The organism is Maribacter sp. MAR_2009_72, assembly GCF_007827235.1.
In the GTDB taxonomy this organism is placed as follows: domain Bacteria; phylum Bacteroidota; class Bacteroidia; order Flavobacteriales; family Flavobacteriaceae; genus Maribacter; species Maribacter sedimenticola.
The window spans coordinates 763,586-778,758 of the sequence record NZ_VISB01000001.1 but is presented as its reverse complement, the minus strand read 5'-3'; the positions used below and the strand labels follow the sequence as shown (position 1 = coordinate 778,758).

Annotated in this window: 14 protein-coding genes; 7 read left to right on the top strand and 7 right to left on the bottom strand. The window is 39.1% G+C overall.

Features of this window, described 5'->3' with window-relative positions; translation table 11 throughout:
• Window position 1: 1 nt before the first annotated feature.
• A complete protein-coding gene (locus tag JM81_RS03325; protein ID WP_144800678.1) occupies window positions 2–451 on the bottom strand; it encodes a low molecular weight protein-tyrosine-phosphatase in 450 nt (149 codons plus the stop codon).
• Between the two features lie 13 nt (window positions 452–464).
• The gene (gene dnaA, locus JM81_RS03320; RefSeq protein ID WP_089260596.1) at window positions 465–1,889 is read right to left on the bottom strand and encodes a chromosomal replication initiator protein DnaA; all 1,425 of its coding nucleotides are present in this window, start codon (window positions 1,887–1,889) and stop codon (window positions 465–467) included.
• A 202-nt stretch (window positions 1,890–2,091) separates the two neighbouring features.
• Here dnaA and JM81_RS03315 point away from each other — a divergent pair, with 202 nt between their 5' ends.
• Entirely contained in the window at window positions 2,092–2,490 is a 399-nt protein-coding gene (locus JM81_RS03315; RefSeq protein WP_144800677.1) for an acyl-CoA thioesterase, read from the top strand.
• Between the two features lie 3 nt (window positions 2,491–2,493).
• On the opposite strand, the gene JM81_RS03310 is transcribed toward JM81_RS03315, so the two are convergent.
• Genes JM81_RS03310 through ribD form a run of 4 tightly spaced genes read right to left on the bottom strand, consistent with a single transcriptional unit; the run spans window position 2,494 to window position 5,698 of the window.
• Window positions 2,494–3,096 (bottom strand): IMPACT family protein, encoded by a 603-nt coding sequence (locus JM81_RS03310; RefSeq protein WP_144800676.1) that lies wholly within the window; start codon window positions 3,094–3,096, stop codon window positions 2,494–2,496.
• 15 nt (window positions 3,097–3,111) lie between these two features.
• Entirely contained in the window at window positions 3,112–3,996 is an 885-nt protein-coding gene (locus JM81_RS03305; protein WP_144800675.1) for an EamA family transporter, read from the bottom strand.
• Window positions 3,997–4,599 carry an HAD family hydrolase gene (locus JM81_RS03300; protein ID WP_089260186.1) on the bottom strand — a complete coding sequence of 201 codons (603 nt, stop codon included), beginning with the start codon at window positions 4,597–4,599 and terminating at the stop codon, window positions 3,997–3,999.
• Window positions 4,577–5,698: a bifunctional diaminohydroxyphosphoribosylaminopyrimidine deaminase/5-amino-6-(5-phosphoribosylamino)uracil reductase RibD gene (ribD, locus tag JM81_RS03295; RefSeq protein WP_261374947.1), complete on the bottom strand. Its 1,122-nt coding sequence runs from the start codon at window positions 5,696–5,698 to the stop codon at window positions 4,577–4,579. Before ribD ends, JM81_RS03300 begins: the two co-directional genes overlap by 23 nt.
• A gap of 77 nt (window positions 5,699–5,775) precedes the next feature.
• Between ribD and JM81_RS03290 the strand changes: the two genes are divergently transcribed.
• The 5 genes from JM81_RS03290 to JM81_RS03270 all read left to right on the top strand — a co-directional run bounded on the left by JM81_RS03290 (window position 5,776) and on the right by JM81_RS03270 (window position 10,823).
• Window positions 5,776–6,261: a GNAT family N-acetyltransferase gene (locus tag JM81_RS03290; protein WP_144800674.1), complete on the top strand. Its 486-nt coding sequence runs from the start codon at window positions 5,776–5,778 to the stop codon at window positions 6,259–6,261.
• A 2-nt stretch (window positions 6,262–6,263) separates the two neighbouring features.
• Complete coding sequence (prmC, locus tag JM81_RS03285; RefSeq protein WP_144800673.1) at window positions 6,264–7,118, top strand: peptide chain release factor N(5)-glutamine methyltransferase; 855 nt, start codon at window positions 6,264–6,266, stop codon at window positions 7,116–7,118.
• A 165-nt stretch (window positions 7,119–7,283) separates the two neighbouring features.
• Entirely contained in the window at window positions 7,284–9,275 is a 1,992-nt protein-coding gene (gene ligA / locus JM81_RS03280) for an NAD-dependent DNA ligase LigA (protein WP_144800672.1), read from the top strand.
• 7 nt (window positions 9,276–9,282) lie between these two features.
• Window positions 9,283–10,521 (top strand): cation:proton antiporter, encoded by a 1,239-nt coding sequence (locus JM81_RS03275; RefSeq protein ID WP_089260598.1) that lies wholly within the window; start codon window positions 9,283–9,285, stop codon window positions 10,519–10,521.
• Window positions 10,518–10,823, top strand: a complete 306-nt coding sequence (locus tag JM81_RS03270) for a hypothetical protein (protein WP_144800671.1) — start codon at window positions 10,518–10,520, stop codon at window positions 10,821–10,823. Before JM81_RS03275 ends, JM81_RS03270 begins: the two co-directional genes overlap by 4 nt.
• Before the next feature lie 111 nt (window positions 10,824–10,934).
• Here JM81_RS03270 and JM81_RS03265 read toward each other — a convergent pair whose 3' ends face one another.
• Window positions 10,935–11,618, bottom strand: a complete 684-nt coding sequence (locus JM81_RS03265) for a hypothetical protein (protein WP_144800670.1) — start codon at window positions 11,616–11,618, stop codon at window positions 10,935–10,937.
• Between the two features lie 225 nt (window positions 11,619–11,843).
• On the opposite strand from JM81_RS03265, the gene JM81_RS03260 reads away from it, so the two are divergent.
• Window positions 11,844–15,113 carry a S41 family peptidase gene (locus tag JM81_RS03260; RefSeq protein WP_144800669.1) on the top strand — a complete coding sequence of 1,090 codons (3,270 nt, stop codon included), beginning with the start codon at window positions 11,844–11,846 and terminating at the stop codon, window positions 15,111–15,113.
• Window positions 15,114–15,173 lie beyond the last annotated feature (60 nt).

Below are 15,173 nucleotides of genomic sequence, written 5' to 3'. Positions count from 1 at the left end.
ATTAGTTATTTATTTTGGCGGCTATTATTTCACAAGCTTCATCGATCATCTGAAATACGTTCTCAAATCCATCGTTGGAGTCATAGTAAGGATCCGGAACTTCACGGTCCGTAGCATCTATTTCGTTTAAAATTAACCTTACTTTTGAGCTATCCTCTGTATTACGGGCCTGGGCAATAATAGTTCTATAATTACTTTTGTCCATAGCGTAGATTAAATCAAAACGGTCAAAATCTGAAATAGAAAATTTTCGGCATCGTTGCTTGCTGATATCTATTCCGTGGTCAAAAGCTACTTTTATTGATCTCGGGTCAGGTGGGTTGCCTATGTGGTAACCGGCAGTACCTGCAGAATCTACTTTTATTTGGGTGTTCGCTACTTTATTTTGAAGTATACCTTCCGCCAATGGGGACCTACAAATATTTCCTAGGCAAACCATCAACACGTTCATGGGGCAGGGGGTATTATGAGAATTTTTTGGTCAGGTCGTCAATATACTTCCTAAACTGTTTATCTGTCTCCGCAAGATTGTCCACTGTTTTGCATGCATGCAAAACGGTTGCATGGTCTCTTTTGCCAATTTGAGATCCAATACTTGCCAAGGAGGCCTTGGTGAATTTTTTGGCAAAGAACATGGCTAATTGTCTTGCTTGTACAATGTGCCTCTTTCTCGTTTTGGATTGAAGCGTAGCAACATCCATCTCAAAATAATCGGAGACTACTTTCTGGATGTAATCAATAGATACTTCACGTTTGGTGTTCTTCACGAATTTCTCTACGACTTGCTGCGCAAGTTCTATGGTTACTTCCCTTTTGTTCAGGGTAGACTGTGCGATCAATGAAATTATTGCGCCTTCTAATTCCCTGATATTTGTTTTGATATGTTTGGCAACATAATCAATAATATCTTCTGGAATTTCAACCCCGTCCCTATATAGTTTATTCTTAAGGATAGAAATTCTTGTCTCATAATCCGGACTTTGCAATTCTGCAGATAGGCCCCACTTAAATCTTGAAAGCAATCGTTGTTCAATATCCTGCATGTCTACAGGAGCTTTGTCAGAAGTAAGGATTACCTGTTTGCCGTTTTGGTGCAAATGGTTGAATATATGGAAAAATACATCTTGGGTACCGGATTTTCCAGATAGGAACTGTACGTCATCAATAATCAGTACATCTATTAACTGATAGAAATGTATAAAATCATTTCTAGTATTTTTCTTAACAGATTCTATATACTGTTGTGTAAATTTCTCAGCAGAAATATATAGTACAGTACGCTCTGGATATTTATCCTTTATTTCAACTCCTATGGCATGGGCCAAATGAGTTTTGCCTAGACCAACGCCACCAAAGACCAATAACGGATTAAAGGATGTTCCGCCAGGTTTGTTGGCTACTGCCATACCTGCCGATCTTGCCAATCTGTTGGAATCCCCTTCCAGGAAATTATCAAAATTATAATTTGGGTTTAACTGGGATTCTATCTTTATGTTACGTATACCTGGTATTACGAACGGATTGCGTAATTCTGGGTTTTTAGACTTAATGGGTACATCCATTTCTTGCGCGGCCATTGCTCCCCTGTTGGAACTTGGAATCTTTTCTGTGAAAGGTTCTTTGTTACCATAGGTATTCTCCATGCGTATGATGTAGACCAACTTTGCGGTTTCTCCCAATTCCTTGGTCAGTGCAACTTTTAAAAGCTTCACATAATGTTCTTCCAGCCACTCATAAAAGAACTTGCTGGGAACTTGTATACTTAATGCATTTTCTGTTAACTTAATTGGTTTAATGGGTTCAAACCAAGTTTTGAATGCCTGCGGTTGGATATTATCCTTAATAAACACCAAACAGTTTTTCCATACGGAATTAGCAGTAACACTCATAATAAAATCTTCACTTTTTAAGGTTAGCATTTAGCTAAAGGCGATTGAAAAAATTCAATCAATGTTCTCATTCAACTTGGGCAAATATGTGAACAATTTATTTAAAAAAAAAATTGATTATCATTGAATATGACCTTTTTTTTTCTCATGTTCGTTAACCCATAGGGGGAGCTTTTAAATATATACTTTTTACTCCGAATAAATGCGATCAAATCAAATTTCTTTTAGAATAAGATACAGTGAAACCGACCAAATGGGCGTTGTCTATCATGGTAACTACGCTCAATATTTAGAGATGGCAAGGGTAGAGTGGTTAAGGGTGTTGGGTATTTCCTACAAAAAAATGGAAGAGGATGGTATTATGCTTCCTGTAATTAGTTTATCAATCAATTACTTGAAACCTGCATTGTATGATGATTTGATTACCGTAAAGGTAATATTGAACAAAAAACCGGTGATTAGAATAGAATTTGATTATGAAATAACCAATGAGGCGGGTGAGCTGTTGGCCACGGCAAATACTGTTCTGGTATTTATGGATATGCAGAGAAAAAGGCCTACTAGGTGTCCTGATTTTTTGTTAAAAAAATTGAACTACTGATTTCTATTGGTCAGTTTTGATTTTTAGTTTGTGTTGTGTCTTAAAAAGATTCAGTGTCCGTCTAAAATCACTTTTCTTAACAGCTATCACCATTGAACATTTTAAATGTAGGTCTTGGGATATAATTTCCAGTTGATGTTTTTTGACCATACGCATGACCACATCCATTTCGGCATACTCAAATTCAATTTTAAATTGTTGTTTTATGATCTTGGTAATTATTTGCGCTTGTTCCAATGCTATCTTGGCAGTTTCCTTGTAAGCTGTAATTAATCCGCCTACGCCAAGTTTTGTACCTCCAAAAATGCGGACGACGGCTACAAGGGTGTTGGTAACATCATACGATTGTAGTTGTCCATAAATTGGCATACCTGCAGAATTATTGGGTTCGCCGTCATCATTGGCTCGGTAAGTTTTTTTCGTCGTACCAATTTGCCATGCATAACAAACATGGTTGGCCGTAGGATATTCATTTTTTAAGGAAGCTATATACTGCTTTACCTGTTCTTCATCGTTCACCGGAAAACAATACCCAAAGAATTTACTTTTCCGTTCCTTGAAAAGGATAGGTGCAGTAGGTTTCAAAATAGTACGATAGGAATCCATTTGAAATTGAAAAGTTTATATGAGCATTGTTAGATGTTGTCCAAAAGCGACCATAATAATACTACATACGGCTAAAACAATGCCTAACCAATTTTTAGGGGTAAGTCTTTCCTTGAACAGTATAATTCCTAAAAGGGTGGAAAACATGACTATGGCCACATTATTGATCGTAAATACCGATGCGCTGTTCCAAGTGGGGTGCTGTAGAGCCTTTAGTAAATAAAAAATTGAAAAATAGTTGGGTATTCCCAAGCAAATACCGCCAATGATATTTTTAAAATTAAATTTTAAAGGTACTTTGGTGGACTTTAAACCGATGTAAAAAAGTCCTATAAGCCCTGCCGAACCAAATACCGTAGCGGAAAATAGGGCATATTCTTCCTCTGGCATGTGGGCGTCTTGAAAGTATTTGATACTGGTGTCTATAACTCCTGAGCCCAGAAATACAAGTACGGGTAGGGCAAATGCCCATTTATTGGCCTTTATTTTTTGTTCCTTTAAGGAGGCAAAATAAACGGCCAATAGCGCAAGGATGATACCTATGATTTCTAGTATGCCAAGAATTTCCTTGTAGAAAAATACACCAAAAAGAACCGGTATGGTCAAAGACATTTTGGTTGCTACAGATGCTACGGATACACCAAGTTTTTGGGAAGTAGCCGCCATTAAATTAAATATAAGTATGAATAACAGACCTAATGATAGGCTGCCCCAGAACCAACTTTTTTGTGGCACGTCTACCAAGGTAATGGGACCTGAATAATTAAAAAGTCCAACACTACAGGCTACAAAATAATTTACAATAATCGCAAAAAGAGTCTGTACACCAAATTTGGCATATAATTTAAAAACAACAAAAATTAGGCTAGAGAAGAGAATACTTAACGCTAGGTGTATCATTTACAGATGCCTTGAAATTTCTTGGATATCCTCTTTACCTACTTGTAAATTCCAACACTGAATACCCAATTTGGCGGCGCTATCCGTATTTTCTTTGGTGTCGTCCACAAAAAAAGTTTCATTGGCAACCAATGCATTTTTTTGTAATACATATTCATAAATATCCGCATTTGGTTTGCGCATCTTAATTTCCTGGGAAAGGTAGAATCCTTCAAAACATATTTTGAACCTTTGAAAACGTTCCATCCCCATTGATGCTATTACTTTTTCTATGTGAAGGTCGTTTGTATTGCTTAAAAGAAACAATCTATACTTGTTTTCTTGCCGTAAAAGTTCAATAAATTGTAAACGCTCCTCTGGAAAATCCAAGATGATAGAATTCCAAGCCGCTTTAATTTGCTGAATGCTGGCCGTAGTAAAGACTGATTGTAGTCGATGTAGGAATTCTTCGGAACTCATAAGTCCCATTTCGTATTCCTTGAAAAGGGAATCTAGTTCTGGAGTCAGTTCGGTAAATCCAAATTTAGCCATTTCCAATAAGGGCGCTTCTTTATTTAAATTTATAAAGATATCACCAAAGTCAAATATAATGTTCTTGATCATTATGTAATACGGTTAATTGGTCATTTAAAATTTGAGTGTGTTGTGTTGTATAACCTTTGATCCTTGGAGCGGACAAGCCAGTGCCAAAACGGTTGGTTCCTTTAAAAATTCTGGCTTCATCCCAAAGATTTGCATCTATAAAACTTTGCAAGGTGTGCAAACCACCTTCAATAATAATGCTTTGAATATTTTCTTCGTACAGGATTTTACATAGTTGCTGTGCCAAATTAGCTTCAAAATCTACGATTTTATACCTTGCGTTGGAGTTGTATTGTTTGCTGTCTACAACTTGGGTACAAATTAAGGTTTGCTGCTTTCCATCAAAGATATGATAGGTTGAAGGTATTTTTAGTTCGCGGTCAAGTACAATACGTAAAGGGTTCTTTCCGGTCCAATTCCTAACATTTAGTTGCGGATTATCGGCCATTACAGTATTGGTGCCTACAAGAATACCAGGTTCTTCACTTCGCCATTTGTGCACTAATTGTCTTGATCGTGTATTGGTAATCCAAAATGGTTCTTTTTTATCACCACGTCGTAACGTGTCTGGAGCTATATAACCATCTATGGTCTCCGCCCATTTTAAGATGATATAAGGCCTTTTCTTAATACAATTGGTCAAAAAACGTGCATGATGAACCTTACATTTTTGTTCCAGAATACCCACTTTTACGATACATCCTGCACTTTTAAGTCTTTTAATACCATTCCCTGCAACCTTTTCGTGAGGGTCCTTTAAACCTATAACCACTTTGGGTATGCCCATTTGTATGATCAGGTCCGCACAGGGCGGTGTTTTTCCAAAATGGGAGCACGGTTCTAAGGTTACATAAATTGTCGCATCTTTTAATTGGGATTTATCGCTTACGGAATGTATGGCGTTTACTTCTGCATGGTTTCCTCCAAATGCACTGGTAAACCCTTCTCCAATAATCTTTCCACTGTGGACAATGACTGCACCTACCATAGGGTTGGGAGCAGTAGAGCCAAGGCCGTACTTCGCTATTTCAATGCACCGTAGCATGTATATTTCATCATTAGTAAGCAAATCTACAGATGGCGGTACTTTTTTATTTGGCTGAGGATTATTAATGGACATCAAACTTTACCTTTTTACGCATATCACGTATCTTCACAGATCAAAAATAGTACTTTAAAACCTATTGTCTTTTTGCCATGGAAAATGTTGTGATCAGGGAAATCAAAAAAGAGGATAATGTCCAAGTTGCCAAGGTGATAAGGCAAGTGTTGATAGATTTGGGGGTTCCAAAGGTAGGTACGGCATATGAAGACCCATCTTTAGATAACATGTACCGGCATTATGATAAGCCTAGGGCTACCTACTTTGTTGTGGAACATGATGGAACAATTTTAGGTTGTGCAGGGATAGCTCAATTGGATAATTACAAGGGTAATGTTTGTGAACTTCAAAAAATGTATTTCCTGGAATCGGCGAGGGGTAAGGGAATTGGCCATAATATGATACGGGCGTGTTTGGAACGTGCAAAGGAATATGGTTTTGAATCTTGTTATCTGGAAACCATGCCTTACATGAAGGCGGCCCAGAAACTATATAAGAAAATGGGGTTTGAATATATAGATGCTAGAATGGGAGATACAGGCCATTATTCCTGTCCTGTGTTCATGCTTAAAAAATTATAGTTGTGTTACTACGGGAAATAAGGAACATATTTCATTCAGAGCTCGATACGCTCTACACCAAAGATGAAGTTACCAGCTTTTTCTATATACTTACTGCGCATTATTTTGAATTGGAACGTTTTGCCCTGGTATTTGAACCTAACTTGGTTATTGATAAAGATCAGGAAACGATATTGTTCAAAGCCTTGTCTCAGTTAAAGATGGAAAAACCTATTCAATATATTACCGGTATTGCCCATTTTATGGATATGGATTTTAAAGTCAACGAACATGTCTTGATACCTAGGCCCGAAACCGAGGAATTGGTAAGGTGGATTTTGGAAGATAAAGCAGGTGTAGATACCAACATACATATCTTGGATATGGGTACCGGTAGTGGGTGCATTCCAATTTCCTTGGCTAAAAATTTACCTAATGTTCACGTAAAGGCCTTGGATATATCTCCAAAGGCTTTATTGGTTGCCAAAGAAAATGCTGCTGTACAGGGGGTTAAGATAGATTTTCAACTTGCGGATATTTTTGACTACCATACGGATAATGTACAGCGTTTTGATATTATCGTATCCAATCCGCCCTATGTAAGGGAACAGGAGAAATCTAATATGCAAAAAAATGTATTATGCAATGAGCCTGGTTTGGCCCTTTTTGTTCCTGATGATGATGCATTAAAATATTATAGGGCCATTGTGCATTTTGCAACAAGGAATTTAAATCAAAATGGTAGCTTATATTTGGAAATCAATCAGTATTTAGGTGAAGAAACCAAACAATTGTTGGTCCAAAACAAGTTTAAGAATGTGGAGTTACGAAAGGATCTTTATGGCAATCACAGAATGCTAAAGGGAATAAAAAAATAAAAAGTATTAGGGTATTTTGCGATAGTTATAAGGATTATGGTAGAATAGAGAAGATTCAAAGATCGGTCAGGTAACTGTCAATGTGGAGCGTTTACTGTAAATAATGAACGGTTAGCCACCTGTACCTACCCAAAATAGGATGAATTAAGAGCAGCTATAAATTAAATGGAAGCTAGAATATTAGAATTACGAAAAGAACTACGGGAGCATAATTATAATTATTATGTATTGGACAATCCTACCATATCTGATTTTGAATTTGATATGAAGCTTAAGGAGTTGCAGGAGCTAGAGGCAAAGCATCCAGAAAACCATGATCCCAGTTCACCTTCGTTAAGGGTAGGCGGTATGATCACCAAGAATTTTGAGACCGTGGTACACGAACACCGTATGTATTCCTTGGACAATTCTTATTCCAAAGAGGATTTGGAGGATTGGGAAAAAAGAATACAACGCAATTTAGGGGATGTGCCGGTAACATTTACGTGTGAGCTAAAATATGATGGGGCGTCAATAAGTATCACCTATGAAAATGGCAAGTTGGTAAAGGCCGTAACCCGAGGTGATGGTATTCAGGGCGATGATGTCACCAATAATATCAAGACTATAAAATCCGTACCCTTACAATTAAAAGGCGATTATCCGGAAAAATTTGATATTAGGGGGGAAATTGTATTGCCTTTTGATGGTTTTCTAAAAATGAATGAAGAACGTATTGCCAATGGCGAGGAACCTTATATGAACCCTAGAAATACCGCATCCGGTAGCCTAAAACTTCAGGATAGTAGCATTGTGGCCCAAAGACCATTGGACTGTTTGTTATATAGTATAGTAGGAAGGAATTTAAATTTTGAAACCCAGTTCCAAATGTTGGAAAAGGCCAGGGAATGGGGTTTTAAGGTTCCTACGGTAGCCAAGCTTTGTAAGACTACCACTGAGGTCATGGCATTTATAGAGGAGTGGGATGTAAAGCGTCAAGAACTGCCCTATGAAACTGACGGAGTGGTCATTAAGGTTAATAGTCTGCAGTATCAAGAGGAACTAGGGTATACCGCAAAAGCACCAAGGTGGGCCATGGCCTATAAATTTAAGGCGGAACAAGTATTCACCGTTTTAAATGAAATTACGTATCAAGTAGGGCGTACAGGTGCCATAACTCCGGTAGCCAATTTAGAACCTGTATTGTTGGCAGGAACTACAGTTAAAAGGGCCTCGTTGCACAATGCGGACCAGATAGAGAAATTGGATATTCGTGTGGGCGATACGGTCTTTGTTGAAAAAGGTGGGGAAATCATCCCTAAGATTATAGCGGTGGATTTTACAAAAAGGCCAGCGGATTCTAAACCTACGGAGTATATCCATGAATGTCCTGAATGTGGAACACCATTGACCCGAACAGCGGGTGATGCCAAGCACTATTGTCCAAACGAGTATGGATGTCCGCCCCAAATTACGGGTCGTATTCAGCATTATATTTCAAGAAAGGCTATGGATATAGAAGGTTTGGGAGGAGAAACGGTAGAGCTTTTGTTTAAGGAAGGACTTATCAATGATTATGCGGATTTATATCAATTGACCAAAGAGGATATTTTGCCCTTGGAACGTATGGCAGAAAAATCAGCGGAGAATTTAATAAAAGGTGTGGCAGAATCCGTAAAAGTACCTTTTGAGCGGGTGTTGTTTGCCTTGGGTATTCGCTATGTAGGTGAAACCGTAGCCAAGAAATTGGCAAAGGCCTATAAAAATATAGATGCGCTCAAGGAAGCGCCTTTGGAACATCTGACGGCAGTAGATGAAATAGGGGAGCGCATTGCACAAAGTGTTATCCAGTTTTTTGCCAATGAAAAGAATTTAGATGCCATAGAACGTTTAAGGCGCTATGGTGTGCAAATGTCCATTTCTGCGGAAAAGTTACAAAACCAGACTAATATATTGCAAGGCAATACCTTTGTAGTTTCCGGTGTGTTTGAACAATTGGGTAGGGACGAACTAAAGAAAAAAATTGAGGATAACGGTGGTAAAGTGGGCTCATCCATTTCCTCCAAGACTACCTACTTGGTGGCAGGAGATAAAATGGGACCGAGCAAAAGAGCCAAAGCGGAAAAATTGGGAGTTCCCATAATTACAGAACAGGAATTTTTAAACATGTTGACCTAAAATGAATATGGATATTTTTACGATAACGTCAGTACTGGTATTTTTATCGGCCATTTTTGGCTATATCAATGCCCGTTTTTTAAAATTGCCCAATAGCATTGGTTTAATGTTAATAACCATTGTATTTACTTTAGTGGTATTTGCCATTGGCTATGTAGACGATACGTTGATAAACGCGGAAAGATATATCATTACACAAATAGATTTCAAATCTGTTTTGTTGGATATCATGTTGAGTTTTCTACTTTTTGCAGGTGCCTTGCATACCAATTTTGAACAGTTAAGGGTACAACGTTGGCCTATATTGGTATTCTCGACCTTAGGCGTTTTGGTGTCAACGTTTTTAGTGGGCACCAGCGTCTATTATCTTCTTCAAATATTGGGTATGGACATTGCCTTTATTTATTGTTTATTATTCGGTTCATTGATATCGCCTACGGATCCCATTGCCGTATTGGGCATATTAAAAAAAGCAGGAGCCCCTAAGCAGTTGGAAACTAAAATCGTTGGGGAGTCATTGTTCAATGATGGAGTTGGGGTAGTGGTATTCTTAACTATTTTTCAATTGGCATCCTCTACGGAGGTAGCGGTCTCCCCATTGGAAATTTTAGAGCTTTTTGGTGTTGAGGTCATTGGTGGTCTGGCACTGGGCCTTGCCTTGGGTTGGGGCACCTATAAGTTAATGAGGTCCATAGATGATTATGACATTGAAGTTATTATCACCTTGGCTACGGTCATGGTTGGGACCCTAATTGCACAAAAATTTCATTTATCGGCCCCTTTGGCCATGGTGGCGGCAGGTTTGGTGGTCGGTAACGATACGGTACGTAATTCTGCCATGTCGGCAACAACCGAGACGTACGTGGATAAATTTTGGGAACTGTTGGATATTTTGTTGAACACATTATTGTTTGTATTGATCGGTATGGAAATGCTGGTACTATCCTTTAAAACGGATTACATAATTGCCGGTCTAATGGCCATACCTTTAGTATTGCTATGTAGGTACTTATCATTGTTGCTCCCCATTAAATTTTTTGAGAAAAGGTTGGATTTTGTTCCCAAAACCAATTTGGTCATGACTTGGGGCGGATTAAGGGGAGGAATATCCATTGCGTTGGCCTTAGGACTTACAGAAGCCATGCATAGGGATGTTTTTTTGGTTATTACCTATATAGTAGTTGTCTTTTCAATTATAGGGCAGGGATTAACGGTTGGTAAATTAGTAAAAAGGGTAACAACATGATGCCACAAAACTATTCGGAATTTAATTCCACTTTACAACTTTCCGATCCACCAAAGGACTGGCCCGATGCATTAAAGGCAATGTGGTATGATGCTCAGGAAAATTGGGAGGCCGCACATGATATTGCACAGGAACTTCATAGTAAATTGGGTAGTTGGATGCATGCATACTTACATAGAAAAGAGGGAGACCGATTTAACTCAGGTTATTGGTATCGATTGGCTGGTAGGACCTATCCGGATATTTCTTTGGATGTTGAATTACAAAAAATTGTTGAGTTTATTTTGGAGGGTAACGGCTAGTTGATTTGGAAATATGGATTTTTGCAGTATATAATTACGATTTTTAGAACTGTGTTATATGCTATTTCAAAAGCTTAAGATTAAAGTAAATGCTTATGGATGGCCACTCTATTAATGCCTTGATACTAGGTTTACTGGATAAACCAGCCCACATGGTATTTCTGTATCATTGACCCTGTACCAAGCCTTATTGTCTTTAAAGAAGAAACCCGCACGCACTTTATCGTTCAATCCTTTTTTAAAGAGTGTAATCACATAAAAAATATTTGTTTCCTTAGGTGGTATGGTCAATTTTAATGACGTCGGTTTTTGGAGCGTATTTTCTAGGGCAGCCGCTAAATCTGTAAGCCCATAGTTAAACAACGGTACCTTATCAATACGCATTGTAGCATTTGGTAGTAGTACGTTTAGGGAATTGTCGAAAGATGTTCCCTGCGGAATGGAAGTTTTGGGCATTTTAAGTGATAGTTCAAAAGTTGTTTCTGTAGTATTGATTATACGTGACCAAAAAATAGCGTAGACAAATTTTTGTCCATTGGAAAAAGTATAGGTAAGGCCACCTTTTGGCAAACTATTTTGTACAATAATTTGTTTTCCCTTTGTATTGGTGTATAGGTATGTAGTATCTATCCATGCGGCAATGGAATCTAATTGTATTTTTTGGTTTTCATTAGATGCCGTAGAAGTCAACTTCGTATTTGCTAACGAATTAGGGGTGAACTCATTTTTATGTTCCTGTTTGCAGGAAAATAACAGTACAGTAGTCAATAATGTTATGAGTAGCCGTTTTATCATTGTTATATTGGTTGCTCTGCTGTTTAATTAATTGGTTTTATATTGGTAGTTGTTGATAACGAAAGATCGCTTTTTTTTCCAAAGAATACTACGAGTAATTATAAAGCTTATGTAAGAACATCTTAACATAAGTTGTTTATTGCAACCATTTTTAATCCTTAATTTTAGTCATCATGAAGGGTGCTGTAGTATGTTACCCTAAAGTTGCCATCTAAACAAAACCGTATGAAAAAACAATTCCTTTTAGCCGCCACAGTATTGGTGGTATGGGGCATGGCTGCCCAAGAAACCTTATTGCTACGGCAACCTACCTTATCTAAGAACGAGGTAGTCTTTATTTACGCCAATGACCTATGGAAGGCACCGGTTACCGGTGGTGATGCCATACGGTTAACCAGCGGTATGGGCTATGAATATGCGCCACATTATTCACCAAACGAGCAATGGATCGCTTTTACGGCAGAATATGAGGGCAATGATGATGTGTATGTTATTCCCGCAACAGGTGGAACACCAAAGCGGCTTACCTTTCACCCTTCGGTAGACGAGGTTCAGGGTTGGACACCTAATGGTGAAATTCTTTTCCGTTCTACACGAAAAGCAAGACCTACCATGACCAGTCAGTTCTATACGGTATCCTTAGAGGGTGGTCTGCCCAAGGCTTTGGAAATTCCTAGAGGGGCCTATGGGGAAATCTCTGAAGATGGAAGCCATATAGCATATACACCGATCACTTCTTGGGACCCGGAGTGGCGTAATTACCGTGGTGGACAGGCCATGCCCATTTGGATCGTAGATTTGAATACCTATGAGTTGACCACCACCCCACAATTGGACCAAGAACGTCATTTATATCCGGTTTGGATAGGAAAAAAAGTATACTATTTATCGGAGCGTGATTATACCAGTAATATCTGGAGCTATGATACCGCTACCCAAACTGAGGAACAAATAACCTTTCATAAAAAATTTGATGTTAAAAGTCTAGATGCCGCAGGAAATCAATTGGTGTATGAACAAGGTGGGCGTTTACATATTTTGGACATTGCCACCAAGCAGGCCAAAACAATTAACATTAGTGTTAAGGGGGATTTGAATTTTAGTCGTTCCCGTTGGGAAGAGGTCACCGCCAACAATGTAATTAATCCCAATATTTCACCCAATGGCAAACGTGCCGTTTTTGAATACCGTGGCGATATTTTCACTTTCCCAAAGGAAGAGGGTAGCTGGCGAAACCTTACCCAGAGTAGCGGGGTTGCGGATAGGTCTCCCATATGGTCCCCTAAAGGAAATAAAATTGCATGGTTTTCTGATGCAAGTGGGGAATACCAGTTGGTGGTGGCAGACCAATTTGGGCAGAACAGGAAAACATACCCCCTTGAGAATCCAACATTTTATTTTAAACCGGATTGGTCGCCCAACGGAAATCTCATTGCCTATACCGATACGGATTATAACATTTGGACCATAAATCTTGTTATAGGAAAGGTAAATAAGGTTGATACGGACCGTTATGCGCACCCTAATAGGTCCATGAACCCTGTATGGTCGCCAGATAGCCGTTGGTTAACTTATGAAAAACAGCTGGACAGTCATTTTAAAGCGGTTTTTATTTATGATACCCAAAGCGGAAAAGCGGTGCAGGTAACGGATGGTACTGCAGATGCTACCAGTCCGGTGTGGGACGTTGCGGGCGAATACCTTTACTTTTTGGCAAGTACGGATTATGGACTGGCATCGGGGTGGTTAGATATGAGCTCCTATGACCCAAGTATTACCCGTAGCCTTTATGCCCTTGTGTTGAGCGCACAAGGTAAAGCCCCAAATCTTCCAAAGACCGATGAAGAAGATATAGACGAAGCTAAGTCCGATGAGACCAAAACATCATCCAAAAAGGCTAAAAAGGACAAAGATGAACCTAAGAAAACCATAAAACCGGTACAAATAGATTTTCCTGGCATTCAAAATAGGATAGTGGCCTTGGACTTACCTGCGCGTGACTATCAATTTTTACAGGCGAGTTCGGAAAAGCAGGTGTTCGTTGCCGAAGCCATCCCAAATCAAGTTGGGCTAAAAATGCACAATTATGACATTGCCAAGGAAAAGGCGACCAATTTTGAAGACGGGGTAACCCAAATGGTAGTTTCAAAAGACGGTGCACATACCCTTTTGAAGCATAAAGCAGGGTGGACCATTACCGGAACAAAAGATGCACCCAAACCAGATGATAAAATAGCGGTATCGGCACAATTAAAAATAGACCCTACGGCAGAATATGCACAGATTTTCAAGGAAAGCTGGCGTTATATGAGAGATTTCCTATATGTGGACAATGTTCATGGGGCACCGTGGAATGAGGTTTATAGTTGGTACCAACCTTGGGTAAAGCATGTAAGGCATAGAACGGACCTTAACTATATAGTGGATATACTAAGTGGGGAAGTAGCCATTGGGCATTCCTATGTATCTGGTGGGGATATGCCCAAAATAAATGAGGTTCCCGTAGGATTGCTAGGTGCCGATTTCAATGTGGTTGATGGGTATTATAGAATTGAGAAAATCTACACCGGGGAAAAATGGAATCCTAACATAAGGGCTCCATTGGCAATGCCCGGTCTTGATATTAAAGAAGGCGATTATATAGTTGCCATCAACGGAAAGCCAGTGGCTCAAAATCAAAATATATATGCTTTGTTGGAACAGACCGCCGATCGTACTATCAATATTTCCGTGAATAATTCACCATCAATGAACGGGTCTAGAAGTTTGACCGTGAAACCTGTTGAAAATGAATACCAATTACGTTTTATTGATTGGGTAGAAGGGAATAGAAGAAAGGTTGATGTATTATCTGGCGGAAAACTAGCTTACGTATACATTCCCAATACCAGTAATCCGGGTTTTGAAAGTTTCAATAAATATTATTTTTCGCAGCAGGATAAAAAAGGGGTTATTTTGGATGAGCGAAACAATGGTGGTGGTTCCGCTGCAGATTATATGATTGATATAATGGCACGGGAACCTTTTGGCTATTTCAATAGTAAAGCCAACGATAATAGGCCTTGGACCTCTCCCATAGCGGGAATTTGGGGACCTAAGGTTATGATCATAAACGAACGCGCCGGTTCCGGAGGTGATTTGCTACCTTACATGTTTAAGGAAAAAGGCCTTGGTCCCTTGGTAGGAACCCGAACTTGGGGCGGTCTGGTAGGTACTTGGGATACTCCGCGTTTTATTGATGGCGGACGTATGGTTGCGCCACGTGGCGGATTCTATAACAATGATGGAGAGTGGGATGTGGAAGGTATAGGAATATCGCCTAATATAGAAGTCATACAAGACCCAAAATCTATTGTGGCCGGTAAAGACCCACAATTGGAGCGCGCCGTTCAAGAAGCCATGAAACTATTGGAAACACAAGAGTTTATCATGAAACTGGAACCCGCGGCACCGGTAAGGTGGAAACGCCCGGTAGGCTATGAAAATGAAAACTGATATTAATAAAAAGCCCAACTTCGGTTGGGCTTTTTTATGCGGTCAACATTAGTGGAAACA

Coding starts and splice junctions, on each gene's coding strand:
- JM81_RS03325 (WP_144800678.1), bottom strand. CDS start 451: ATGAACGTGTTGATGGTTTGCCTAGGAAATATTTGTAGGTCCCCATTG.
- dnaA (WP_089260596.1), bottom strand. CDS start 1,889: ATGAGTGTTACTGCTAATTCCGTATGGAAAAACTGTTTGGTGTTTATT.
- JM81_RS03315 (WP_144800677.1), top strand. CDS start 2,092: ATGCGATCAAATCAAATTTCTTTTAGAATAAGATACAGTGAAACCGAC.
- JM81_RS03310 (WP_144800676.1), bottom strand. CDS start 3,096: ATGGATTCCTATCGTACTATTTTGAAACCTACTGCACCTATCCTTTTC.
- JM81_RS03305 (WP_144800675.1), bottom strand. CDS start 3,996: ATGATACACCTAGCGTTAAGTATTCTCTTCTCTAGCCTAATTTTTGTT.
- JM81_RS03300 (WP_089260186.1), bottom strand. CDS start 4,599: ATGATCAAGAACATTATATTTGACTTTGGTGATATCTTTATAAATTTA.
- ribD (WP_261374947.1), bottom strand. CDS start 5,698: ATGTCCATTAATAATCCTCAGCCAAATAAAAAAGTACCGCCATCTGTA.
- JM81_RS03290 (WP_144800674.1), top strand. CDS start 5,776: ATGGAAAATGTTGTGATCAGGGAAATCAAAAAAGAGGATAATGTCCAA.
- ligA (WP_144800672.1), top strand. CDS start 7,284: ATGGAAGCTAGAATATTAGAATTACGAAAAGAACTACGGGAGCATAAT.
- JM81_RS03275 (WP_089260598.1), top strand. CDS start 9,283: ATGGATATTTTTACGATAACGTCAGTACTGGTATTTTTATCGGCCATT.
- JM81_RS03270 (WP_144800671.1), top strand. CDS start 10,518: ATGATGCCACAAAACTATTCGGAATTTAATTCCACTTTACAACTTTCC.
- JM81_RS03265 (WP_144800670.1), bottom strand. CDS start 11,618: ATGATAAAACGGCTACTCATAACATTATTGACTACTGTACTGTTATTT.
- JM81_RS03260 (WP_144800669.1), top strand. CDS start 11,844: ATGAAAAAACAATTCCTTTTAGCCGCCACAGTATTGGTGGTATGGGGC.